This is a genomic window from Maribellus sp. YY47 (assembly GCF_023111095.1).
In the GTDB taxonomy this organism is placed as follows: Bacteria; Bacteroidota; Bacteroidia; order Bacteroidales; family Prolixibacteraceae; genus Draconibacterium.
Map to the genome: position 1 here is coordinate 31,903 of NZ_JALGYW010000018.1, position 25,431 is coordinate 57,333.

General features: G+C 41.8%; 19 protein-coding genes. 4 read left to right on the plus strand and 15 right to left on the minus strand.

From position 1 onward, the window contains the following. Positions 1-32: 32 nt before the first annotated feature. Positions 33-545 carry a hypothetical protein gene (locus MR764_RS14970; RefSeq protein WP_247980248.1) on the minus strand — a complete coding sequence of 171 codons (513 nt, stop codon included), beginning with the start codon at positions 543-545 and terminating at the stop codon, positions 33-35. Positions 546-677: 132 nt separating this feature from the next. Here MR764_RS14970 and MR764_RS14975 point away from each other — a divergent pair, with 132 nt between their 5' ends. Continuing rightward, positions 678-1,250 (plus strand): porin family protein, encoded by a 573-nt coding sequence (locus MR764_RS14975; protein ID WP_247980249.1) that lies wholly within the window; start codon positions 678-680, stop codon positions 1,248-1,250. 46 nt (positions 1,251-1,296) lie between these two features. Here MR764_RS14975 and MR764_RS14980 read toward each other — a convergent pair whose 3' ends face one another. From MR764_RS14980 to MR764_RS15000, 5 genes are all read right to left on the minus strand, one after another. Further along, entirely contained in the window at positions 1,297-1,584 is a 288-nt protein-coding gene (locus MR764_RS14980) for a transporter suffix domain-containing protein (protein ID WP_247980250.1), read from the minus strand. 11 nt (positions 1,585-1,595) lie between these two features. Continuing rightward, the gene (locus MR764_RS14985) at positions 1,596-2,228 is read right to left on the minus strand and encodes a WbqC family protein (protein ID WP_247980251.1); all 633 of its coding nucleotides are present in this window, start codon (positions 2,226-2,228) and stop codon (positions 1,596-1,598) included. 41 nt (positions 2,229-2,269) lie between these two features. After that, positions 2,270-2,869 carry a hypothetical protein gene (locus tag MR764_RS14990; protein ID WP_247980252.1) on the minus strand — a complete coding sequence of 200 codons (600 nt, stop codon included), beginning with the start codon at positions 2,867-2,869 and terminating at the stop codon, positions 2,270-2,272. 154 nt (positions 2,870-3,023) lie between these two features. After that, positions 3,024-4,478 (minus strand): CotH kinase family protein, encoded by a 1,455-nt coding sequence (locus MR764_RS14995; protein WP_247980253.1) that lies wholly within the window; start codon positions 4,476-4,478, stop codon positions 3,024-3,026. A 175-nt stretch (positions 4,479-4,653) separates the two neighbouring features. After that, a complete protein-coding gene (locus tag MR764_RS15000) occupies positions 4,654-8,127 on the minus strand; it encodes a discoidin domain-containing protein (protein ID WP_247980254.1) in 3,474 nt (1,157 codons plus the stop codon). 548 nt (positions 8,128-8,675) lie between these two features. Here MR764_RS15000 and MR764_RS15005 point away from each other — a divergent pair. Next, entirely contained in the window at positions 8,676-8,870 is a 195-nt protein-coding gene (locus tag MR764_RS15005) for a hypothetical protein (protein WP_247980255.1), read from the plus strand. Here MR764_RS15005 and MR764_RS15010 read toward each other — a convergent pair. The 9 genes from MR764_RS15010 to dapB all read right to left on the minus strand — a co-directional run bounded on the left by MR764_RS15010 (position 8,849) and on the right by dapB (position 21,528). Then, the gene (locus MR764_RS15010) at positions 8,849-10,435 is read right to left on the minus strand and encodes a DUF4998 domain-containing protein (RefSeq protein WP_247980256.1); all 1,587 of its coding nucleotides are present in this window, start codon (positions 10,433-10,435) and stop codon (positions 8,849-8,851) included. The genes MR764_RS15005 and MR764_RS15010 overlap by 22 nt on opposite strands. Positions 10,436-10,447: 12 nt before the next feature. Next, positions 10,448-11,641 carry a DUF4959 domain-containing protein gene (locus MR764_RS15015; protein ID WP_247980257.1) on the minus strand — a complete coding sequence of 398 codons (1,194 nt, stop codon included), beginning with the start codon at positions 11,639-11,641 and terminating at the stop codon, positions 10,448-10,450. Positions 11,642-11,667: 26 nt separating this feature from the next. After that, positions 11,668-13,548: a RagB/SusD family nutrient uptake outer membrane protein gene (locus MR764_RS15020; protein WP_247980258.1), complete on the minus strand. Its 1,881-nt coding sequence runs from the start codon at positions 13,546-13,548 to the stop codon at positions 11,668-11,670. A gap of 26 nt (positions 13,549-13,574) precedes the next feature. Then, complete coding sequence (locus tag MR764_RS15025) at positions 13,575-17,051, minus strand: TonB-dependent receptor (RefSeq protein WP_247980259.1); 3,477 nt, start codon at positions 17,049-17,051, stop codon at positions 13,575-13,577. Between the two features lie 89 nt (positions 17,052-17,140). Next, positions 17,141-18,298 carry a FecR family protein gene (locus tag MR764_RS15030; protein ID WP_247980260.1) on the minus strand — a complete coding sequence of 386 codons (1,158 nt, stop codon included), beginning with the start codon at positions 18,296-18,298 and terminating at the stop codon, positions 17,141-17,143. Between the two features lie 66 nt (positions 18,299-18,364). Further along, positions 18,365-18,898 carry an RNA polymerase sigma-70 factor gene (locus tag MR764_RS15035; RefSeq protein WP_348773085.1) on the minus strand — a complete coding sequence of 178 codons (534 nt, stop codon included), beginning with the start codon at positions 18,896-18,898 and terminating at the stop codon, positions 18,365-18,367. 109 nt (positions 18,899-19,007) lie between these two features. Further along, on the minus strand, positions 19,008-19,361 hold the full coding sequence (locus MR764_RS15040) for a LapA family protein (protein ID WP_247980262.1): 354 nt from the start codon (positions 19,359-19,361) through the stop codon (positions 19,008-19,010). 98 nt (positions 19,362-19,459) lie between these two features. Then, on the minus strand, positions 19,460-20,800 hold the full coding sequence (gene lepB, locus MR764_RS15045; protein WP_247980263.1) for a signal peptidase I: 1,341 nt from the start codon (positions 20,798-20,800) through the stop codon (positions 19,460-19,462). A gap of 11 nt (positions 20,801-20,811) precedes the next feature. Next, entirely contained in the window at positions 20,812-21,528 is a 717-nt protein-coding gene (gene dapB, locus MR764_RS15050; RefSeq protein WP_247980264.1) for a 4-hydroxy-tetrahydrodipicolinate reductase, read from the minus strand. Positions 21,529-21,720: 192 nt separating this feature from the next. On the opposite strand from dapB, the gene MR764_RS15055 reads away from it, so the two are divergent. Both MR764_RS15055 and MR764_RS15060 read left to right on the plus strand, forming a co-directional pair. After that, positions 21,721-22,554: an HAD family hydrolase gene (locus MR764_RS15055; protein ID WP_247980265.1), complete on the plus strand. Its 834-nt coding sequence runs from the start codon at positions 21,721-21,723 to the stop codon at positions 22,552-22,554. A gap of 57 nt (positions 22,555-22,611) precedes the next feature. Beyond that, positions 22,612-25,413 carry an insulinase family protein gene (locus tag MR764_RS15060; RefSeq protein ID WP_247980266.1) on the plus strand — a complete coding sequence of 934 codons (2,802 nt, stop codon included), beginning with the start codon at positions 22,612-22,614 and terminating at the stop codon, positions 25,411-25,413. Positions 25,414-25,431: the final 18 nt, after the last annotated feature.

The window sequence follows — 25,431 nt, forward strand, 5'->3', positions numbered from 1 at the left end:
TAAAACGCCCAGTAGCGTAAAATCGTATCTGTTTAGTTTTTTTCCTTTTCCTTTTTGGGGATTGAAACCAGGCCGGGAGCCAATTTTATTCGTTTTGCGGAATTTGTGTTTATCTCGAGCATTTCGTCGTCGCATTCGGGTGTTGTTCTATAGTAGATGTTGTAGTTGGCATTGATCGGGACACTGACTTTGCAGTTTCGCTTAGGCGGAATCCGAATATCCATAAAATCACAATAGTTGTTTTCGTCCCAGTTAACATCGGTTAGCATATTGACATACATGGTGTCGGAGGTGGTATTCAGCAGGTTTATTTTTTTGAATTGTTGATCGGTTAATGGAAACACAATTCCGGTTTCGAGCGCAACGCCAATAATGGTAGTGCTGATTACCGAGCCAATATCAACAAAAACATTCGAGGTTCGGGAGCTACGTATTTGTTTCTGTATTTCGAAACTGGATGGATCGTGAAAATATTTTGGAGTTACACATGCCTGCAAAAAAAGCAGTACGATTGGAAATAGCCTATGGATGAATTGATTCTTCATTTGTTTTTTCGCTCGAACAATTTTTGTGCCTTCAAATCAGGAAGCCCCTAAAATAGCTTAACTTGCACTCTTATTATACTGAACAAAGTTAGCTTACGTTATTTATATTGTAAATCATAAAAAGAAGAAACTATGAAACGTATTATTGTTATTTTTTCGCTGGTTGTATTTTCAGTCGTTGCGAATGCACAGCCGATCTTTAATTTGGGGCTTAAGGCGGGCTTTAATAATTCAAAATTAAGCCTGAATTCAGATGATTACAATGAAGAGTCGATCACAAAAATGCACGTGGGAGCTTTTGCCCGAGTGGGAATCAGTAAAGTTTATGTTCAGCCTGAAGTGTACTTTACCCGAAAAGGTGGCGATTTTAAGTCAGTTCAAGATATGGCTGGTGAATTTGATTACAAGTCGGTGGATGTGCCGGTGTTGCTCGGAGTAAAGCTAATCGATGCAAAAGCGATGAACGTTCACGTAATGGGAGGACCGGTTTTTAGTTTTATTACCGATAGTGATTTAAAGAGTGCCAGTTTGGACGAACAATACGTTAAGGATCATTATGCTGCACTTCAATACGGTGTGGGGGTGGATGTATTGTTTATGACACTTGATTTCAGAATGGAACACGGTGGTAAAGTATACAGTTACCAGGATTTGAATGCAAAAAACCGAACATTCATGGTAACGCTTGGTTTTAAATTATTGTAGGAAATAATAATTGCAGAAAGAGGCTTCACAAATGTGAGGCCTTTTTTTACTCCGTTTTTGGAGGCTCCGGAGCTTTGTCTTTTGTTTGTTTTTTGATAAACCAGTTGCGTGGATCCAACTGCTTTTTGTAAGTCGAAAACAACTCTTTTCCAACGAATAATCCTCCTGCCCAAAATACTACTTCCATAATAACCAGACTGGTGGCTGATGCAATCACTTTTGTTTGTGACGAAAGTTCAAGAAATGGAATGACGAAGGTTGCCGCAAAAAATACCCCTGAAAAAACCATGAGAAAAATCCCCAGCTTGATTCGTTTGTTTTTTGAAAATTGCATGTGCCGTTTTCCTACAAGTTAACACTTTCCATTAATACGTCGAAAGTGTTGGGACCTTCATTAAAAAGCAGATCAAGAATGCTAAGGTTGGGTACAAAGTCAAATTTTTCGCCAAATACCTGGATGTAGGTTTTAGGCTGAAAGGCAAAATCACTGTTTTCTTTTGCCTTCGGGGAAATGGTCTGGCGAAGATTCAAGGTGTTTTCGGGAACGCTTTCAAAATCTTCGGTCAGTTTCAGTTTGTTTTCGACCTCCATAAAATCGCACAGCAATTCATGAATTCGCATATTGTGATCTAACAGGAAACGGCTTTTGTTTTGAAAAAACGAAAAAAGATCGTCCTGGTAGTATTCAAAATACGGAGAAGAATTGTAGGCTGAAACAATGGTTTGCCACTGGTTTCGTTGCCATTCTGTATCGTACGAAATTTCGAGATCTTTTATGATCGTTTTCGAGCCGCGACCTTTTACTACCGGCACTACCAGCGGAACAGGGCCGTTGCCTCCGAGAATAATACAACGGTTTCGGTAGGTTTGTTTGGTGAAATTTTCGTATTGTTCCAGGTAAACCTCTCCGTGGTGAAGGTAGCGCGCATAATAATGCACCGGTCCGAAATAGGCAGTACTAAGTAGTAATGGTTCCAATTATGTTAATTGTTGTTTCGGCGCAAAGTTATAAAAAGCCATTAATTGTTTTGCGATTGCATGGAAACAACATAGCGATGTATAATTTCTGGAAACTGATCGAATTCATATTGGTCGTTTTCGATGTCACGAACCAGGGCCCTGTTATCTTCAAACAGTTTTGCGCAGTCTTTATAATTTTCTTTTGTGAACAGATGCCACCTTAGATTCATCCGGAACAGGTAGTTTTTAACTTCCACCATTTCCGATTCAATTCCCGTATTTTCCATGCGGGTTGTAACGTAATAATACAATGGAATTACATCGTTGGATATTCGGTAATAGAAATTTCCTTTTCTCGACGGAAATGCAGAAAGGTTGATATCATTTCTACTTTCAAAAATCATTTTACCTCCTTCTGTTTCCAGAAAGAAACCGTTGATCATAGGCGGTTTAAACGATTTTTTCTTTCCACCCGCATCGATAAATTTTACCTCGTTTTGCATTTTGGTAATGTTTTCGAGTAAAATGCTCGCCTGGATGGTGTCGTTGTTGAGACTAATTATCCCTCCGGGAAAATAGCGTTTGTCTTTTTTGTCGGTATTGCCAAACACTAGCATGCACGACAAAACTAAAATAAGTGTAAAAACAGAACTTCGCATATTGCCGGTTTTTTCGGTTAAAATATGTGGACTAAACAATAAAAAACAGCATCGTTAGCTTCTGTGTTGTTGGATCGGATTTTCGACCAATGGTTTAACGATCGTTCATAAAAATATAAATAATTTCTGCACTAACACAGCATGTTAAGCATAATTAACGGATTATTATTTTTTCATTTCTGATATTTCCGTCTGTATCGGTTAATCTTAAAATATACATCCCTGCTTTATACCCCGATACGTTGATTTGAAATGTTGTTTTGTCTCCACCCGAGTGCGAGAAGATCGCCTTGCCACTGATGTCGAACAACTGAACATTGACGAGATATCGTGTTGAAAGCACGTTAATAATGTTGCTGGCAGGATTGGGATATATCTGAATATTTTTTTCTTCGGAAATGATTTCTGCATCGGTGGGTTGGCAGGTTCCCGGCATGTGGGCATCAAGCCAATTTAAGCGGGTGCGAATCCATTTTCGCAACTTGGCAACTTCTCCGTCGTAGGTTGTAGGTTGAGCATCAACTTCGGGTGCTCCAACATTAATCCCAAGTATATTCCATTTCTGAAAGTGGCGAACCTGTGCCACTTTTACTTCGTTGTACAGCGAGTCGATGGTTGCGTAAAGCTTTTCGTCGGATAAAACACCGGCACGAGCTTCCAGATAACGGCAGTTAGTTTGATTTTTAAAATTGTCATCGGAAAACAGGCGTACCATCCACCCCGGCGACTTGACCCAGGGGTTACAGTCGTTTATTTTGTACGACCAGCCCGAACCGTCGGTGGCCTTGAAGATAAAGCATTCGTTAATGTTCTTCCAGGCCCAGTCAAAATCCCACACAGGTCCCGCAACCAGTTTGCCGTTTTTATCTTTATGAAAATACCGGCTTTTCTTAAACCCGTCGTTATTTCTCGAAATTTCGCTTACGATAAAATAGTCGATAAAGCTTTCAACCTCAAGGTATGCCGCATATCCCGATGAGGGATCGGCGTAACTCGAGCTATATAAGGTCGATTCAAACGTTGAAACGTAGTTTTTGATATAGTTCTTTTGCTGGTAAACCAGCTCGTCCCAACCGGGATCGTGGTAAACAAAATGAACCTTGAATGTGGGGTGATCAAGTGGGGAGTAGGGCGATAACCAACTGTCGTAATCGTTCCAGTAATCAATTTTGAAAATATAGCCGCCAGTCAGTTCCTCCCCGTCGATATCGGTTTCTTTTAAGGTGGCAATATTTACCCTGTTGTTGTCGCGCTTAATTTTTTCGCCAAAAAGATAAATGCCCTGGTAATCGCCATTTAAAAATACTTCAACGTATTTGGCTCGGGGGGCATAGTGCCCGAGTTCTTCAAACATTTTAAAACCTAACAAATTTCGCATCAGCGATTTGTCGTTGTAATTCGACAATAACACCCAATCGTTTTCTGCGGGCAGTCCCAGTAGGCTTACATTGAGGTTGCTTCCATCCGCATTGCGGGTTTCTACCGCATAGGGTTTTTGCGGATACGATTGCGACGACGATCCTCGTAACTCAATTCCGATAATTCCGTCGTACTCGTTGGCAGCGTCGTCGAAACGGTTCTCACCGCCAGGATGATGGATCATTTTCATCCTGGCGGTTATTTTAGGTTCATCCGGTATGGCTTTACCGTCTGTTTCAATTTTTACAATAGGTAGGTTCGATACAAAATTAGAGCTTTGACCAAATGCAATATGTGCTGAAAAAACGAACAGTATCAACAAACAGATAATGAATGATAGTATCGTTTTAAAGTTCAGCATAGTTTTAGTTTTTTATGAATTTTATTCTGTATTGCCTGTTGTTCTCCCCACTGATCATCATGTAGTACATGCCGGGCATGAGATGATGAACATCGAAAGATTGAGACGACAGCCCTAAAGTTATCTTTTTTTGTTGTATCAATGCCCCGTTACTGCTATAAATCTTGCAAAGTAAGGTTTCGTTTTGAGAGGCATTTGGTAGTTTGACGTTTAAACGATCGCTACAGGGAACAGGATAAACATTAATCATGTCCTGACGGGCGATATCTTCATTTGAAGTGATGGTTTCAGCATAGCAACCCTTTAAGTCGATTTCAGCGATCGCAGTCCAGTTATTTCCGTTCTGTTCAGAAAGCGATTTGAACTTGAAATATCGTCCTGTGGTGGGAGAGAATGTAAGGGTTTTGGGACCTGACCCACTATCGAAAGTTCCGCTCATAACCGGTTGTCCCCAATTTTCTTTTCGATCTGAAATGTAGATTTCATAATCTTTGATTCTACCGTTTGCACTGTTTTGACGTGGCAGGTAGGTAAGGCTGCTGATCTGGAAGGTGTCAGCCAGATCAATTTGTATTTCATGCGGTTGTGCAGGGCTCGATTGAGACCACGAAGTGTGCCAGATGGTACCGGATTCTCCGTCGAACGCGTTAATTGCTTTCCCGTCTTCTGCTGCTGTTTCCTGGCTGTCGACATATAATAATTTCCATTTACTGGCGTCGAGGGATCCGGGGTTGCTGCAATCCTCAACCGACGGGCAGGTAGTTGTTTCAACCATGTTGGTAATTGTTCTGCTGTAGGTTTGTCCGTCAATGGTAACGTTTAGCGTTACATCATAACTTCCCGGATTTCCAAGAACAACTTTTGGATTACGTGAGTCAGGATTATCAATGAAAGCCGGTTGTGGTTCAATCTCCCAGTTCCAGGTGGCTCCCTCATGATTCAAAATCGAATGATCGTCGAAGTACAAGGTATCTTCCATGCAATCGTATGCCGCATTTTGCACCCAGGGCGTTGCCAGTGGAACAAAAGTCGTGTCGACCATATAGCTTTCCCATACTCCGGCATTTCCTGACACTCTTATTTTTCCGTCGCGATAAAAGGGAAGGGCTAAATTTACTTTAACACCTGCGGGGTATCCGCCATCGAATTCCATCCAAGATGGCTGATTCTCTTCGCGTGTATAGACTTTAGCCATTTTGTTGTTGATGGAAGAAGTAAACAGATATACGCGATCGTCTGAATTTTTTGTGGGTTGAACAACCAGGCATTTGGTGTATTCCGTCAAGCCCTCTGTCCAGTCGCTCCAGGTTTCTCCTCCATCATTTGAACGAAATACTTTGCCAATATCCGATGACCATGTTCCGTTTTGGAGGCATGCATAAATTTTGTTTTCATCGGTGGGAGAAAGGGCAAAAAACAGTTTGCCGTTCCAATTGCTATTCCCTGCTGTGCCGTTTGTGAGCGCGGGTTTTAACGTCCAGTTATTACCTCCATCGGTACTTTTGAATAAACCGTATCCAACGATATCGGCAAACATAATATCGGGATTTATATGACTGATCTGGAAGTATCTTACTCTGCCCGGAAACTGATGAAGCAAATTGTATGACACACCCATATCGGTGCTTTTCCATAAGCCATCTTCCTCGCCAAGATAAATCGTGTTATAATAAAACGGGTGTTGAATTAAATTACTGCGGCGCCCTCCATATTCATCCATGTTGGGGTATTTGCTAAAGATAAACCTGCCTTCAGCGTAGCCATCTGATGTTTTGGGTAAGATCCATCCGTTTCCAAGATCGTTGTAAGCTACGTGACGGCTTTTCCCTTTTATCACCCATCCGGTTGGCGACTCCCCGCCACCCATTCTCAAGGCTTTCCCTTCATATGATTCAGCAATAGCCGTATTTCCGTTATGGTATCTTCCGCCCACTACAATGTCTTCGTTCCAGCCCTGGTCGAATCCCCACATGTCGGAGCCCAAAATGCCGTAGGTGCGGGAACTGTAGTTTACCGGGTTGGTGAAATTATCAGATGAATAATTCATTCCACCATCTGTTGCTACCCAGATTTCGTCGTTTGCAAGCATTTTCATGTCCTGTATATCAGGATGGATTGAATAGCTTCCATTATAACCACCCACCGGAGTATAATCAACTCCTCCGTTTGTCGATTTCCACAGCGAGCAGGTTCCCCAGAAAATGATGTTTTCGTCAGTGGGAGAGGCTTCCAGTACCAGGTCGAAATAGCCTTGTCCGTTGGTAAAACCTCCCAGACCACCAACTGAATAATATTGTCCCGCCTTTCGCAGTTCCCATGTCAGTGCTCCATCGGTGTTTGTCGCCTTTAAAATATAGGGAAGGTTTTCGCTTCCCTCTTTGGCCAACAGTGTGGCATATAAAATATCGGGATTGGCCGGGGTAACAGCAAGCAATCCGCCTGATTGTTCCGGGTAATTATTTAAAAGGGGAGAAACGGAAAAACTTTCACCTCCATCGGTAGAAATCGTTATTTCAAAAATACCCGAATCGTTTTTGGTCAGTCCGTAAATGTTGGAAGTTGTTCCCGGTTTGAATTCTGCATCCCAGACCACTTTGCTCCATTTTTTTACCCACGAAATTCCTCCGTCTTTGCTTATAAACAATCCTTCGGAAGCGGCAGCTACCAATATATCCGGATTTTCAGAATTAATTTTTAAACGCGTTGTGTTAAAGGTGTTTCCAGGAGTTAATAACGGAGTCCACGATAGACCTCCGTCCTTTGATAAATGTATTTGTCTTCCGCCTGTAACATATACAATATCTTTATTTTGAGGATGGATGGCTACTGCAGTGATTCCTCCCCCAAATGGGTAGTTGAGACTGACAGGGTTCCAGGTGAGGCCTTTGTCGGTACTTTTGTTTACAAAGCCGGTTTCGGTACCGCAAAACAGAACATTCGGATCGCTGGCCGCTACATCAAAAGAATAGACATTCGCTTGCCAGGGACATTGTTTGGGGTGTCCGTTCTCATCAATATTTGCCGCATTAAGACTCGGGTCGTTAAGCCAGGTGGTTACGGTTGGGCCCAGAAAGGTCCAGTTCTGAACTGAATTTGCCGATGATTTCAAACGGTTCTGTGCGTTTCGCTGAACATCCTGAAGTTGCTGTTCCAGTGTAAAAATATCGGGTATAATAATTTCACCTGCCTCGTTGGCATAATTAACCACTATTCGCGACCAGAGTTTGTAGTACCTGACGATGGCTGATTTTGCCTTTGGATGAGCCGAGAGGTATTTTTCGTATTCAGTCTGGATCTCCAGAAAATTTACGGGATACTGATAAAGCATTTTCTCCCAGCTTTCATAATCCTCCGAGTACGAAGGTTTGACCGATTTATCCATACCCGGAAGTTCGTCGTATGGTGTAAATTGTTTCTGTGCCCAGGCTAAGTTAAGGGTCAGCATAAAGGCAAAAAGTAAAAGTAATTTTGTATGCATAATTCAGTATTAAAATGAAACCTGTCGAAACGGAATGTGTCAGTTATATTTTATTAATGTTTATTCTGATTATTAGTTGTAATAAGCACATTCAAAAGTCATTTCAGCTTTGCTGACAATAAGCAACCGCGTTTTGCGTAGTATTCTCGAATGCATTATGAACCATAGTAAATTTATTGGGACGCTTGAGAGGAGGTAAAAATTCAAGGGAATAGTTCAACAAAATCAGGCACATCTTTACTTTGGTAAAAAATAAGTTTAGCTTATCGTTCAGCACTGTTTTGTAAATTTAGGCTTGTTATACTTCTTAATTCTCTTAAAGTCGACGATAAAGTTAATAATATAATTAAAAAGTACTAAAAGGTTGGAAGAAATCTTTTTAATCTTTTAGACCTGAGAATTATGTCTGATAGTACGTTTCCTCGCCAATAAACGCTTCCTGCGTTAGTTTTTCTTTATCTGTAATTTAAGTCATACAGGAGGCATCCCGATCCGTCGACAGATGAACAGGAAGCTTGTCAGCTTATTCAGAAGATTTTGGTAAAAAAATGGAGAACAAAAATGGAGGTATTGCTTTGGGCCCTGCAATGTCAATGTCTCAGGAAACTTATTGTATTCCAGTGCTTATTTTTGTAACTGATTTTTATGCAAACAAAACAGACTTTAAAAAGAAAACCCGCCGAAACGGGTTTTCTAACTATAATCATCAAGCGATGTTAAATCATTCTAATACTTGTCCATAAACGTTCATTTCACCCAGGAAAGTATAGTTATTAGGACCTTCCAAAGCAACAAACTTAAAATACCTTGCTTCCGGTATAAATGCCAAAGAATACATTTGAAAAGCGTCACTCGTTCTGTCGAAGTCAAATGTTCCCTGGTCCACAAAATTCTCACCGTCAGAACTAGTGAGAATTTGGAACTTACTATGTCCTCCACTGTTTCCCTGTCTTCTTGCAAAATCCATGGCAAACATTCGAACAGTTTTTTTCATATCCATTGTTATGTAGTGAGGATAGTCAGGAGAAGAGGTTGACCATGCAGTATGCCAGAACGTATTTATGTCGTCGTCAAAAGCCGCCGTTACATAGCCGTTTATAGCACCTTCGCCACCTGCCTCTTCAGAAGAGTAATCAATCGCTTCCCAATCACTTTTGTCAATTTTTTCAGCAACTTGTCCATAAATGTCCAGTTCTGCCAGGAAAGCAAAGAAATTTTGACCTTTAGTTGCCACATATTTAACATAGCGCGCCATCGGTAGCGATCCAATATTATAAGTCATGCTATCAAGTGCCGGATCATACCCAAATGTTCCCTGAAGTGTATAGTTTACGCTATCAAGACTGGTGAGTATCTGGAACTCAGTTTGGCCGCGCCCATCTCCCTGACGTCTGAACGCTTTTATCTTGTTGATTTTCACCATGTCTTTCATGTCAAAGATGAAATGGTGCGGATATCCCGGGTTACCTCCATTCCATTGAGTGTGCCAGAATGTTCCCAAGTCATCATCGATTGCTGCAGAAGCTAATCCATTTGGCGCACCTTCAGCGGGTTCTTCTGTTGAGAATTCAACAATTTCCCATTTTGATTTGCTGATCTTGATGCCTTCAAATTCTATATACACCGGAAGCACCTCACTTGCCTCTGCAGAAGCAAAAGTGTCAATAGCTGTTTCTTCCGGAATGTAATAGGATTTATAGGTCAGGTCACTTTCCGATTTCCATCCTCTGATGACCACTCTGTCGATATCAGGTGTTATCGTTTCCGATACAATTTCTCCGTCTTCTCGGGTATAGCTGTATTCCACTTTGGTGTTACCCTGCGGCGGTGTTCCCCAGGTTACAACAACCGAATCCACCGTACCTCCACCTTCAATGCCGATAATTGGTCTGTTTGTCAGACCTGCTATATACTTGGTATCATATGCCGAACCTGTAACCTGTTCTTTTACTGATCGATTTCCGTTTTTGTCAATCGTGTAGATTTTAAAAAGATAGGATTTTTCTTCCAGGTTATTGATTAGGAATTCGACGGAGTCGATGGGAGTGTTTGGAGAGATCTCAACGGTTTGAGAGTTTTCTCCATTGTTCCACTCCACGATGCATTTATTAATATTAACAGCATTGATGAGGTAATATTTAACTTTTATCCTGTTTTTACCTGCAAAGGTTTGAGTCTGCAAGGGTTTGGGTGCATAAATAATATCTCCTTCCAGGTATTTCCCATGTATATCTTCCATTTTATCGCACGCGTTAAAGAGAAATACGATACTCAAAACGAAAGTTAATATGATTGTTATTTTCTTCATAAGTCTGAGTTTTTAATCTTCAACAACTTGTCCGTAAAAAGTGATCTCGCCAAAGTGTGAGAATCCTGTTAGTCCCCAGGTTTCGTTCACCACAAACCGGATGTACCGAACTTCCGGATCGTCGAGCGTAAACGAATATTCGTCACCGTTGACCAAGTGTTCCTGGTCTTCATCCGCAGTTCCTCCCTGTTCGCTGGGCTTAATTGAAACACATCCGTTTACGGGTGCAACACGCAGCGGATACCACTTGTCAAAACTTCCATCCTGATCAGGTTCTTCTTTTATACCCCAGATATCCATTAAGCGAGGATTGCCATGGGCGTATGGAAAGCCTTGCCGCTGAACTACAATAACCCTACTTAAACGGGCATTTACGCCCAAATCAACTGTAAGATATTGTGGCCAGCCATCAGAACCGGCATAGGTATGGTTAAAAGTCTCAATATTGTTGTCGAAGGCGTATGAGTATTTACCTTCCCAGGCATTCCATTCTGAAGGCGGGTCATTGTCCAAAACAATTTTATTGAACTTTGATTTATCCAGTTTTTCTTCGAATAATGGTGTAACCGTAATTTCAGCAGTATCCGAGTAATTGTCCCAACGGTCGCGGATAAGAACGCCAAATCTTCTCTCTTCGGGATCAAATCCTCTGATCGTATATGTTCCATTTGTTACTCCGGAATATACAACGTCGAGTAAACTTAACTTGCCGGTTGAGTCTTCTGCCATAAACATAAATCCCAGAGGAGCGTTGTTTTCGTTTTGCCAACGAAACTGTACGCCGCCAAAATCACCTAACATCTCAATGGTTTGTTCCACAGCATATACATCCGGTAATTCAGGATTGACTTTTACCGTTACCGGGCTTGACACGTTTTCGCTCCGGTCAACTGCATAAAGTGTTACCGTTTTTTCGTTGGTATCGCCAAAACCTTCCACCTTGATGGTATCGGTGAAACTGGAACTTTTACTTTCCATTTTTACACCGTTGGTAATGGTATATTCGGCTTTTACATAGAGCAGGTCTTCGTCTGTTGGCAAGCTATAGGTAATGATTGCAGCACCCGGAAGGTTGGTAACCTGAGGATTACTTATCGGACCGGGAGCTTCGGAATCGCCGAATAACGGATTGTGCATGTCTTCTGTACAGCCGTTAAACAGAGATGCTATTCCAAAGATTGCGAATAAATATATCAGTCTTTTCATAATGTAAGTCTTTATAAATTAATTTACTACCATCCCGGGTTTTGTACCAGATTCGGGTTTTTAATGATTTCATCTTCGCGGATTGGCCATAAGTAATCTTTGAAACTATACGATGGGGTAAAGATGGTTGTTACATTGTAGAATGCTGCACCTGCTCCGCTAATGTTCCATCCCTGGATAGGTTGGTTCATATATTTTTCTGCATCTTTCCATCTTCTTAAGTCCCAAAAACGTTGTCCTTCAAAGGCAAGTTCAATCAAACGTTCCTGTTTAATGATGGCTCTCATTCCTTCTTTGGTAGTCGGTTTCGATGGATTGGAAGAATACTGTGCCCAGCTATCTACTACACCTTCCAATCCAGCGCGTGCTCTAACCAAATCAATGTATTCATATACTTCAGCATCGGGTGCATTTTTTACTTCGTTTAGTGCCTCAGCATATAACAAATAAACGTCTGCCAGTCGAATGATCGGGAACGGATACTCGTAATAGGCCAGCATTGTATTGGAATTTATTGCACTGTTTGGGTTAATTAGTTTTTTAACAAAATAGCCGGTGGCTGAAAATTCTCCCTGGTTACGTTTTGTAGCCAATTCTCCTAATCTAGTTTGAACAGTGTAGTAAGTCGGGTCGAGAAAATAGTTACCCCTGTCGAAAGCAATACTGGCGTAAAAACGTGCTTCCCTATCGAAATGGAGTATTGCCGTTTGCTCGCCGGTACGAACGAAGTCGCCTTCTCCGGTTACTGAGGTCCTTAATTTGTAACGGTTTTCATAATCGAAACTGGTGTCTTCGTTAATGGGTACGCCATTTTTTGTGTAAAAAAGCTCTGCCATACGCAATGTCGAGCCATAAAACTGACTTACCGGGTTTGACGATGTTACCTGGATTAGCAAGGGAACACACATGCGCTGATACGTTTGGGTAAAACGAAAATCAGTTGACCCCCATAATAGTTCTGGACTATTGCGGTCGGAAAATATGGAACGGATGATACATTCTCTTTCCAGTTCCGGTGAAATATCCGTTTTTGTACGGTATTCGTCAACCAAGCTATGGTTTGCAGCCAGTGCTGTGTCGATGGCTGCTTTTGCCGCATCGGCAGCCAATTGCCATTTGTTGGCATCGTACGATTGATTGAACAGGGCTACACCCTGATTGTCAACAACTGATGAATAATCTGTATTTCCGTTGAAAAGCGGACTGGCTGCCGTAGCCAAAACACGGGCTTTCATTGCAAGTGCAATGGGGCGGGTAATTCGTCCGAGTTCGGTGGTTTCCGAAGTAACGCGCATTGGAAGATCGGGGGATGCCTCGTCAATGAGTTCGACAATGTAGTTTACAACGTCGTCCACCGGGGCGCGATATACTTTTACGTCCTTTGTATCGGTGTAAATCGGGAGATTTTCACGTATGATTGGAATTGGTCCGTATGATTTAAATAACCAAAAATGGTAATAGGCTTTCATGAATTTGACTTCAGCCACCCAACGTTTCTTTTCCAAGTCGGTAAGGTCTGATGCATTGTCAATTTCTTCTAGGAAAATATTGCAGTCTCTAATACCTACATACATGTTTTTACCACGCATTTGACCATCCCAGAAATTAAGGTGTGGATTCGTCGCATTTTGTAAGCCTCTTGCAATCAACGCAGAGTTAAAAGAACTACCTACTATTTCTTCGTTAAACCAAACCTCGTCTCCCGATCCAATACCTGCATTTACCCATGGATCTCCAAAGTTTGGAATGTAGCCATAACAGCTGGCTAAAAATTTTTCGGCAGACGCCCTGTCAACAAAAGCATCGTCGATGGTGGCCACGTTATCCGGCACTACATCCAGGTAATCGCACGAGAATGCTGTCAGCATGATCAGCAGTGCCGCTATGTTATATTTTATCTTCTTCATATTCTTAATTCTTTATTCATTATTCATTAAAATGATACCTGAATACCGATGTTAAATACGCGTTGAACAGGGTAGCCCAAACCATTGCCACCCATTTCAGGATCCCACAGTTTGAATTTACTAAACGTTAACAAGTTGGTTCCACTCAAGTATAAGCGAGCACTTTCCAACCCAATTTTACTGTAAAGTGATTTTGGTAGGGTATAACCAAATTCAGCTGATTTTAGGCGAAGGAATGCTCCGTTTTGCATAAACCATGTATTTCTTTGCGTATTATTGAGCACTTCAGAATCGGATAGGCGTGGCCAAGTGGCATAAATGTCGCGGTTGGCTTCCGACCAGTAACTATCGGCATAAGCTTGCAGCAAGGCATTGTTCTTTTGGAAACCTTCATATGGATCACTCCAGCCTGGCCATTTTGTATAATTGAAGTTGATAAATGGTGCTGTGGCATCGGCATCAATCCAGAAGGAAGAACGGGCTGATCCCTGGAAAAATACCGAGGCATCAAATCCTTTCCAACCAGCAGAAACACCAAAACCATAGTTAATCTCAGGAGATGTTGGATAACCAATTGGAACCATATCAAGTGGGGTGATTTTATCGTCTCCGTTAATGTCTCTGTATTTGATATCACCACCTCTTACTTGTTCGCCTCCAAAAGTTTGCTCCGGAGAATTTAGAACTTCCCAGTCGTCCACAAACAAACGTTCTGCTATATAACCCCAACTTTGGTTTATTGATTGTCCGACTAATGATTTCCAGGGGGTTGCACTATAATCAGGTTCTTCTACCTTTTCGTAAATTCCCCGAGCATAGGTAAAGTTTCCACGTCCCATGATCCAAATTCCATTGCCAAAAGTCTGGTTATAATCGAGCGAAATGTCGATACCTTTACTCGATGCCTCGCCAACGTTCGCTTTTGTAGTTGCCTGTAATCCAAAGGTGGAGAATGCCAACCTGTCCCATATAATATTGGTTCGGTATTCGCTAAAAATGTCGGTTTGAATTTCTACTTTGTCCCAAAGTCCCAGTTCTATACCAATATTTGTTTTTTGGGCAGTTTCCCAGGTAATCTGGTCGTTAGCGTAACGCGAAATGGAAACTCCATTTATTGTATGAGCCCCGTCCGTTCCCCAGCTATACGCGATATCGGTATTGTTTAGATTTACGTTAGACAAATAGAAAAAACGGTCGTTTGGAGAACCAATCTGGTCGTTACCTACCAAACCATAAGTTGCCTTTAGTTTTAATTTGGTAATGGTTTTACTTAAACCTTGCATAAATCCTTCTTTAGAAATAAACCAGGCGAGACCTGCTGACGGGAAGAATCCAAAACGTTCTGCTTTTGAGAAACGCTCTGTTCCGTTGTATCCAAAGTTGAACTCGGCAAAGTAGCGGGTATCATACGAATAAGTAAAACGACCGGACAATCCCAGGTTGCGACTTGGCAGTGAAGACTGAAGTGAACTTTCGTTTCCAGAAAGATACTGTCGCATAATACCAACCAACAATCCACTAACGCCATGTTTTTCATTAAAAGTTTGATCGTAAGTTATTGCGCCTTCGGAATAGAAAGAGGAAGAGACTGTTTTGTTACCTTCCTGGTAATCGAGTGTGGTTCGTCCTTCGTTGGCATTTAGTACTTCTAGTTCGTATTCGTTAGTACGCGGATTATAGTCTGATACTTCGTAGTAGAAAGGATTGTAGGATCGTACTACGTCGAAGTAGGCATTTCTGGTGGTATTTCCGAGAAAGCGGGCTCGCAGGCCATCGGTAATAAATGAAAGATCTTGTTTGAGTTCAAACTGCGCCAGCATTAATGATGTACTATATTCTTTATAGCCTCTTACCAACTGTGCATAAGGGTTAATGTAATTGCCATTTCCATAGTTACCAAACAGAATGTGATTTGTATTTATATGTGCCTGATCTGCTTCAAAAGTGGCAGGGAACAGTACCGGATTTGAGCGCAGGATGGCGCGATACATGTCTTCGCCGCCGTTTATTGGGCCGCGATAGTCGTCAAATGTTCCGTGTACACGAACCACCGCTTCAGTTGTATTGGTTACGTTAATATTAATATTTGAACGAATAAGGTAACGTTTCAGGTCAATATTACTGCTAAATGAATTTGTTTTAGGGACTTCCAATATTCCATTATCTTTGGAGACCGAACCGGCAATGTAATATCGTGCCACTTTACCTCCCCCCGACATGTTCAGGTTTAACCTTTGGTTCATGGAGTAATCTTTCAGCAATTCGTCCTGCCAGTCGGTTTGTGGAAATACATATGGATTTCGTCCTGCAATAGTATTGTCGATTTTACTTTGCGGATATAACAGAAAGCCCAGAGGATCACGTGTTCTAACTGCTTCATTGTGCAGTTTCATGTATGTGATGGGGTCTGCCAGTTCGATGTTTTTAGTTGGTCTCGACATCGAATTTTCAAATCGGATATTCACCTTGGCCTTTCCTTCGCGGCCTTCCTTGGTGGTAACCAAAATAACCCCGTTTGCGCCGCGTGCACCGTAAAGGGCTGTTGCAGTGGCATCTTTCATGATAGAAAAAGCTGCAATATCATCCGGATGAAGTCGGGATAAATCGGTTGCAGAAAGTTCAATACCATCGATTAGGATCAGCGGGTCTTTTTTGTAGCCGAAAGTAGTTACTCCGCGGATAAAGAATTGCGCGTTGTCCTGTCCCGGTTCTCCACTACGTTGGTAAGAGATCACTCCGGACATACGGCCAGCCAGTGCGGTTGTTAAGTTACTCGATGGAACGCGAAGTTCTTCCGGACGTACAGTTTCGATAGATGCAAGTACGCTTTCCTTTTTCTGTTTCGCGTAGGCAACTACTGTAACATCTTCCAGCTCTTCTGCTTTTTCCTTTAAGGTAACTTTGATTGTAGTCTGGTTACCAATGTCAATAATTTGAGATTCCATCCCAATAAACGAGAAAACCAGTTTATCGCTGGCTTGCGCATCTATGGTAAAAGTACCATCAACGTCAGTAATCACACCTCGGGTAGTTCCCACCACTGTAACGGTTGCGCCGGGAAGTGGCGATCCGGTTGCATCTACGATTGTACCTGTGATTTTTTTGTCCTGTGGTGCTGCTTTTTCAACCTCCGGATTTACTTCTTCAGGTGTATTTCTGCGGATAATTACCGTTTTGTCATCTACCTGGTAGGCATAACCTTCAGGAACGACGTACTTGTTTAGGATTTCTTCCACTGAGGAAGATTTTTCATCGACATTTATTTTGTCGAGTGTATCAAAAATATCGGAGCGATAAAGAAAGGTGAACTCGCTTTGCGCTTCAATTTCATTTAAAACGTCAGCTACTGTCACATTTTTAAGGTGCACTGTCAGCTTAGTCGCCTGGGAATATATACTGGCATTGGCCTGTAATCCCCAAATCGAGAACAGCAGCGTAATTTTTAATAATATAATACATTTCAATCCTCCATGACGGAAGACCTTCACTCTCTTTTTTTTCATAAGTTGGAAAATATAAGTTTAACAAAGTTTCAACTCCATAAAGATGAAGGTTAGGTGATTCATTCATCTTCAGGTAAGATCCGGCAGGATCAATTCAAAAAAATGGTTTTCTCATAGGCAGTGAATGTTATTTCGTTCGTTTTACTTAGTTTATTTAGTACATTTTGAATGTTATCGTAACGCTTTAAATTGCCGTTAAACCGGATGGATCGAATATCGTTGTTTTCAAATTTGAAGTCGACATCGTACCAGCGCGATAGTATTTTGGTAATTTCATCCATTCGCATATTTCTGAAATAAAACCGGCCATCTTTCCAGGATGTGAATTCCATTACATCAACGGTTTTCTTTTCTATTGAGAGAGAATTTTTCGAATAAATCGATTGCTCTCCCGGGGTCAGTTCCTGTTCCACATTGTTGTCGCACAGGCAAACTTTTACTTTCCCTTCCACCAGGGTAGTGGTAATTTGCTGTTCTTCGTCGTACGAGTTAATATTAAACGAGGTGCCGTAAACTTTCACGGCAAGGTTCGCCGAGTGAACGATAAACGGGCGCGTTGAATCGGTTTTCACTTCAAAGAAAGCTTCACCGATGAGCTGTACCTCTCTTGGACCTTTTCCAAAATTTACGGGGTACCTCAATACTGATCCTGAATTGATGGTAACCTTTGTTCCGTCTGAAAATTCGAGGTCGTATTCACCTCCCCGCGGAACCATTAAGGTGTTGTAAACGATGGTGTTTTCTTTGTCTTCTTTTTTTCTTTGGTGATTGGCTTGGTAATTCAGGCGGCTGTCGTTGTTTTTTATAGTTACTTCAGCCTGTTGAATCAATGTGTCTTTTTCTGCCTCCAGGTCAAGTTTACTTCCGTTATCCAAAACAAGCGTTGCTTTTTTAATGCCCGGCTCGAACTTAATTTCTTCGAGCGCGATTAATTCTTTTTGAGGCTGGGTTTTTTGCCAGTAAATCACAATGCCTAAAGAGCAGAGAACAAAAATAAATGCTGCCGCACGGAACAATAATCTGTATTTCATCCGAAACGGATTGTCGATAGCGATTTTCTTCCATGCTTTTGGCGCATTAACAACCGGATGTTCTTTTGGGGCATTGTAAGTCGCTTGAAGCCGACTGAAATAATCCCGGTGCTCAGATGATTCATCCAGCCAACGGTGTAATTCTTCCTTTTCTTCTTCTGAAAGCCAAGAATTGAAGTATTTCCAAATTATTTTATAATCGATGAAATCTTTCATTTGAAGCTTGCTTCTGTAATGAAAGGCACATAAGTGTTGAAAAAGGTTTATTTGACCCTTAAGAAATTATCCGGAAACGAGACCAATCATTTGACGAATGGCGGCTCTGCCTTTAAAAAGCTGAACCTTTACGGTGTTTTCGCTGATCGATAATTGATGGGCAATTTCTTTTATGGAGAAGTCGTCAACGTATTTTTTGTGAAAAATCTGATACATTTTCTCGGGCAATTGATCAATAATGCGTTTAATCTCATCGATGATCTCACTGTCGAGTTGTGCTTCCTGTTCTGATAACTTTACAACAGCTTCGATATATAGCAATTGGTGCTTATCTCTGATTTTTAGTGAGCGAAGATGATTCAGACAACTGTTTTTCACCGACTGAAACAAATAGGCCGTTTCCGATTTTAGCTGAAGACCGTTACGGTTTTCCCAGAGATAGACAAAGGCATTTTGCACAATATCTTCTGAAGCATTCTGATCCATAAGAAAGTTGTTGGCAAATCTGACAAGCATGGCGTAATTCTTATGAAAAAGTTTTTCAAAATTAAGCACATCCTGTCCTTGAGCAAATAATAAGTTTAGCTTATTGCCTGACACAACAGTTTAGTTAAATTAGTTCGAATTTAATGTCCCTTAATTCCCTTAAAGTCGACTCTAAATTTAGTGAAAAAATTAAAAAGTGCCAGTTTTTTTAAAAAAATCTGGATTAGTCTTTAAAGAAGCTGTTATCCTCATCGTCGTCATCGAGCTCGATTCCTTCCGGATCGGAGACTTCGGTGTTTGCTTCCTTTTTGCTGTGGTTTAAATCATGTTGTTGTTGAAGTTCTTCATTTAACCGAAGCATCTTTTTGTATTCGCGCCTCGCTTTCCATAAACGGGGGTAAAGGTAGAGTGCCGCAAGCAGGTAGCCCAGGAAAATACATCCGAGCAAAATCAGAACAAGGGGAGCGTTGCTGATTTCCCAGAAAAAGAGGTGAATGGTTACATCAACGGAGTTCTGCAATGTAAATATCACGAGCAGAACAGCCAAAATGAGTAAAAATACGACGAGTGCACTCATGATAAATGTTTTTATAAAAGTAAAAAAGGATAGCCTAAAGAGCTATCCTTTTAACGAATATTTTTATCGTTGATTGTGTATCAGTCGATTGAGTATTGTTATTTAACAACACTGAACATTCTTTTGAAACGGATATTGGCCGGGAAGCTTTTGTCTTTATCCAGCGAAAGCCATATAAACTTGGCTTTTCCTACTACGTGGTCTTCGGGTACGAAGCCCCAGTAGCGCGAGTCAGCTGAATTATGACGGTTGTCGCCCATCATCCAGTAATAATCCATTTTAAAGGTGTAACTGGTTGCTACTTCTCCGTTAATTTTAATTTCGTTGCCGTTTACCTCAAGGTTGTTGGCTTCGTAAACATCAATAATTCTTTGGTATAGGGGAAGATTATCGACAGTCAGATTCACCGTGGTTCCCTTTGCGGGAATGGTGATCGGGCCGAAATTATCTACGTTCCAGGGGAATTTTGAATCGGAAGGGAAGATGGCAGGCTCCCATTGTCCGGGATCTTGCAATACTTCGGTTACCGATTTTACATTGCTGAAAGTTTTAATTTCTTCTGCTGCTTTTTCGGTGAGCGGAAAGAAGTAACGCTGGCTGGAAAAAACTCCGCGGTCGGCTTCCGAAATATTCAGGCGGTCGAGCGCTTTGGGATTAATCGATGTTCCGTTGGTTTCAACAATGTAATCGAACTGCATTCCCGGGTATTTCTTTTGTGGCTCACCGTTTACATATAACTGGCCTTTAATAATCTTGATTTCGTCGCCGGCAATACCAACGCAACGTTTGATATAATTTTCGCGCTTGTCAACAGGGCGGGAAATAATTTCACCAAAAGTTCTTTTGTCACCCCAAACCCTGTCTCTGCCGTTTTCGCGAACCAGCTGATAATAGCTTGCATTGGGAATTCCCAGGGCTACAGTGTCGCCTTCCGGAAAATGGAAAACAACCACATCATTGTTTTTTATTTCACCAAAACCGGCCAGGCGTTTGTAAGGACGCTGAATCAATTCTGAATACGATTTTCCTCCAACAATCGGCATTGTGTTGTGAACAAATGGAAAGGAAAGCGGAGTGTTTGGCGTTTTGGGGCCGTATGCAGTTTTACTTACAAACAGGTAATCGCCCACCAGCATCGATTTTTCCATTGATGAGGTAGGAATCGTATACGCCTCGATAAAAAACATCCGGATAAAAGTAGCGGCAATCACCGCGAAAATAATGGCATCTACCCATTCAACCACTTTGGTTTGCTTTCCGTTGGGCGGATTTTTCTTTTTCCAGAATGCCCAATGCACTTTTTGTGTGATGTAAATATCGAAAATGATGGCAAGTACTATAAACCATAAATAACTGCCGAGCCAAATTACCCAAAGCGAGTAGAGCAATCCTACGGTTATAAACTTAAACCATTTGTTACTTAAAATTGAAGGTATCATCCGATGTTGAATTATAGATTTAGTAAGTCTTTCATGCTAAGAATGCCTTTGTGGCCCATGCAATATTCGGCGGCCAGTACCGCGCCAAATGCAAATCCCTTGCGGCTTTTGGCACTGTGCGTAATTTCTATGAAATCGATGTCAGATTCGTATTTTACGGTATGAATACCGGGAACCTGACCAACGCGTTCCGATTTGATGTTTAGCTCGTTTTGCTGTGGCGTGGCGTCGTTTACCCAGGCATTTTTCCCCGGAAGCAGATCGAGTATATCATCGGCCAGGCTGATGGCTGTTCCACTTGGGGCATCCAGTTTTTGTGTGTGATGAACTTCAGTCATCTCCACATTGTATTCATTTCTGGGGGCCATTAATTCTGCCAGTTTTTTGTTGAGTTCAAAAAACAGGTTAACGCCTACCGAGAAATTACTGCCGTAAAAGAAAGTCCCGTTTTTTTCGGCGCAGTTGCGGTAAACTTCTTCTTTTTTGTCGAGCCAGCCGGTTGTTCCGCTCACTACAGGTATTCCTGCTTCGAAACACAACGAATAATTAGCAACGGCAGATGCCGGTATGGTAAATTCAATGGCAGCATCACATTTTTGGAGGTTTTCAACCGTAAGATCTGCCTGGTTATTGATATCGATTTTTAAGCCAATTTCGTGACCACGTTCCAGGGCAATCTTTTCAATTTCCTTACCCATTCTGCCGTAGCCAATAAGAGCTATCTTCATACGTAAAACTTTGATAAAATTAAAACAAGTCACAAAGATATAATATTACTCAAATCTACCCAGTAAGCGCTGAAACTTAAAATTATTTCGACCAACAAGCTGTTGCGCAAGATAAATGAGCTGCTAAAATTAAGAAAGATGTTTTCGCGGCTCGTCTTATTTTGCCTATTTTTATCCATCATAATACAGAGCATGAAAAACATTAAACTGGTAGCAACCGATCTCGACGGCACTTTTCTCAGAAACGACCGAACGATCAGCGAATCCAACCTCGAAGCGTTAAGACGCCTTGGCGAACGACAAATCATTCGGGTAGCAGCAACGGGGCGCAATCTAAATAAAGTAAAAGAAGTTTTAACTGATGATATCCCGTTTGATTACGTGGTTTTTTCATCGGGCGCCGGAATTTATCAATGGAATAAAAAAGAACATCTTTTTGCGCAGAATCTTAGTCGAAATTCGTCGGAGAAACTTTTGCGGCATTTTGTTAGCCGAAAATTGAATTTTCATGCGTTTTACCCGGTTCCCGAAAACCACAATCATTATTTTTTCAGGGGCGAGGAAGAGTGTGAAGAGTTTGAACGTTACTTCAATTTTAACCAATATTACGCTACCGAATTAGATCCGGAACAATTGCCGCAAACCGAACTATGTCAGTTTTTGGTGATCATTAAAGAAGACGAGGACGATTTTCGAAAGCTAAAAACCGAAATTGAAGGTCTTTGTCCCGAGATCAGGGTGATTCGTTCCTCTTCACCCATCACTCCGGGTTACATCTGGATCGAAGTGTTTCACCATTTGGTTTCAAAAGGGAATGGCGTTCGCGAAGTGTGCAGGCTAAGTGGCGTGGAAGTGGATGAAACGATGGGAATTGGAAACGATTACAACGATTTTGATTTGCTTGAATTTACGCGGCACTCGTTTCTTACCTATAATTCACCCAAAGCCATTCAGCATAAATATCCATTGATGCCGAGTAACGAAGAAGATGCGTTTGCCGTATCGGTGCAACCTTTGCTCGTTTAACCAACTGTAATTCTTTAACCCGAATGAGTACACATGTAATAAATTAAATAATAAAAAATGAAGTTATTCTGGATTCCCTTTCTGGTACTGGGAACATTATTTGCAACCGCCCAGACCAATGTTGATTTAACAAGTCCGCTACCGGAAGATCCTGCAGTTAGCAAGGGTACGCTGGATAATGGAATGACCTATTATGTGCGGGCCAACAGTGAGCCCGAAAACCGTGCAGAGCTGATGCTGGTATTAAAAGCCGGTTCGGTTGATGAAGACGACGATCAGCAGGGACTGGCCCATTTTTGTGAGCATATGGCATTTAACGGAACCAAAAACTTCCCGAAGCATGAACTGATCAATTACTTTGAATCGATCGGGATGGAATTTGGCCCGGAAATCAATGCCTACACCAGTTTTGATGAAACCGTTTATATGTTGAAAGTTCCGCTTGATCAGCCTGAATACATGGAAAAAGGACTGCAGGTGTTGTACGACTGGGCCTGTCAGATCGATGATTCGGATGAGGAGGTCAATGCTGAGAGAGGGATTATTCTCGAAGAGGAACGAATGGGGCGTGGAGCCAGCGACCGTATGATGAAAGAATGGTTGCCCGTATTTTTAAAAGACTCGAAATATGCCGACCGTTTACCAATAGGAAAGGTCGATATTATCGAAAACTGTGCTCCCGAAACTTTGCGTCGCTTTCGTCACGACTGGTACCGCCCCGATTTGCAGGCAGTAATTGTTGTAGGCGATTTCGATCAGAACGAAATGGTGGCCAAAGTGAAGGAGAAATTCTCTGCCATTCCGGCAAGCACGAATCCAAGAGATAAGAAGTATTTTGGGATTCCGGGTCACAAGGAAACGCTGGTGAGTATTAGTACCGATAAGGAGGCACGTTATCCGATTGCCTACGTATATTACAAACACGACCTGGAAAAATCAAAAACACTGGGCGACTATCGTCATTCAATGTTGGTAAGTCTTTATACCAGTATGATCAATAACCGCCTGGCTGAAAAAACGCAACAGGCCGATCCTCCATTTTTAATGGGGCAATCGGCTTATTCGCATCAGTTCGGGCCTTTAAATACCTACATGTCAGTTGCCGTAACACAGGGCGATAAAATTGAAACCGGTTTAAAAGAAGTGTTGCTGGAGAATGAACGGGTAAAAAAATTTGGTTTTACCGAAACTGAGCTGGAACGCCAGAAAACAGCGGTTCTCAATAATATGGAAAAAGCCTACAACGAGCGCAATAACACAAAATCGATCAATTATGCCAACGAGTATATGCGAAACTTTCTGATTACGGAAGAACCATTTCCGGGAATGGAAAACGAATATGCGTATTACAAGGAATTGATCCCCGGTATTTCGGTTGAAGAAGTAAATGAACTGGCAAAAGAATGGATTACCAAAGATAACCGCGTTGTGATAGTCACTGCTCCCGAGAACGAAAAGACCATTGTTCCTACTGAAGAGCAGGTAAAATCGTTGCTCGACGAGGTTGAAAGTATTGAGGTGGAACCCTATGTCGACGCAGTGGCCAATGTTCCGTTAATTGCCGACGAACCGATCGGAAGTAAAGTAACCGGAGAGCAGGCGCTTGAAAAAGTGGATGCCGTTGAATGGAAACTGGCAAACGGTGCAACAGTTGTAGTTAAGAAAACTGATTTTAAAGACGACGAAATTTTGTTTAACGCCTGGAGTTTGGGAGGAACATCGGTTTATCCGAAAGAAGATGATGTTTCGGCCAATCTCGCCACCGATGTAATGACTGAAAGTGGGATTGCTCGTTTCGACGAAATTACGCTCAATAAAATGCTCTCCGACAAAGTATTCGGATTGAATCCCTATATCAGCGACTTGCGCGAAGGTTTTAACGGAAGCTCTTCGGTAAAAGATGTGGAAACCTTGTTGCAGATGCTTTACCTGTATTTTACCGAGCCTCGTTTTGACGATGTAAGCTACCAGTCGTTAATGAAACAGTATGCCACTGTCCTCGAAAATAAATCGGCTTCACCCGAGGCTAATTTCAGAGATACCTTAAATGTGGTCTTGTCGAATTATAACGAGCGCTCAAAACCGATGTCGGTTGAACGTCTGAAAGAAGCTTCGCTGCCACAAATTGAGATGATCGGGAAAGATCGATTTAAAGATGCGGCCGATTTCAAATTTTTCTTTGTTGGAAATATCGACTTTGCTACTTTAAAACCGTTGGTAGAGAAATATATTGGTGGAATACCAACACTTAACCGGAATGAAAAATGGGTTGATCTGGGGATTCGTAAACCGGAAGGAGTAGTGGAGAAAGTAGTACACAAAGGACAGGAAGAAAAAGGTATGCAGTACATTGTTTTCCACGGCGACTTCGAGTACAACGGGCAAAATCAGGCCCAGTTGGATGCCGTTGGTAAAATTCTAAGCACCCGTTTACTCGAGGTAATTCGCGAAGACAAAAGCGGTGTTTATTCCATCGGTGCTTACCCGTCTTCATCAAAATTCCCCGAGCCGGAATATACTATGGCGATTTCATACGGAATGTCACCCGATAAGAAGCAAGAGTTGGAAACGGCCGTGTTTGATATTATTAAGGAGTATACCGAAAATGGCCCTACGGAAGAGGAATTGAATAAGGCGAAAGAAAAAATGTTGCGCGAACGTGAAATTCAATTACGCGAAAACCGTTTTTGGATGAATATTTTGAGCAATACTTACTACCTGAAAAATGGCGATTTTTCAGAATACGGTACGTTTGAACAGTTGGTGCAGAATCTGACAGTTGATTCAACAAAAAAAGCATTTGCCGACTATTTCAACTTTAAAAACTATGTGAGTGTAGCGCTCGCGCCAGCAGAATAAACTGTTAATAATGATACT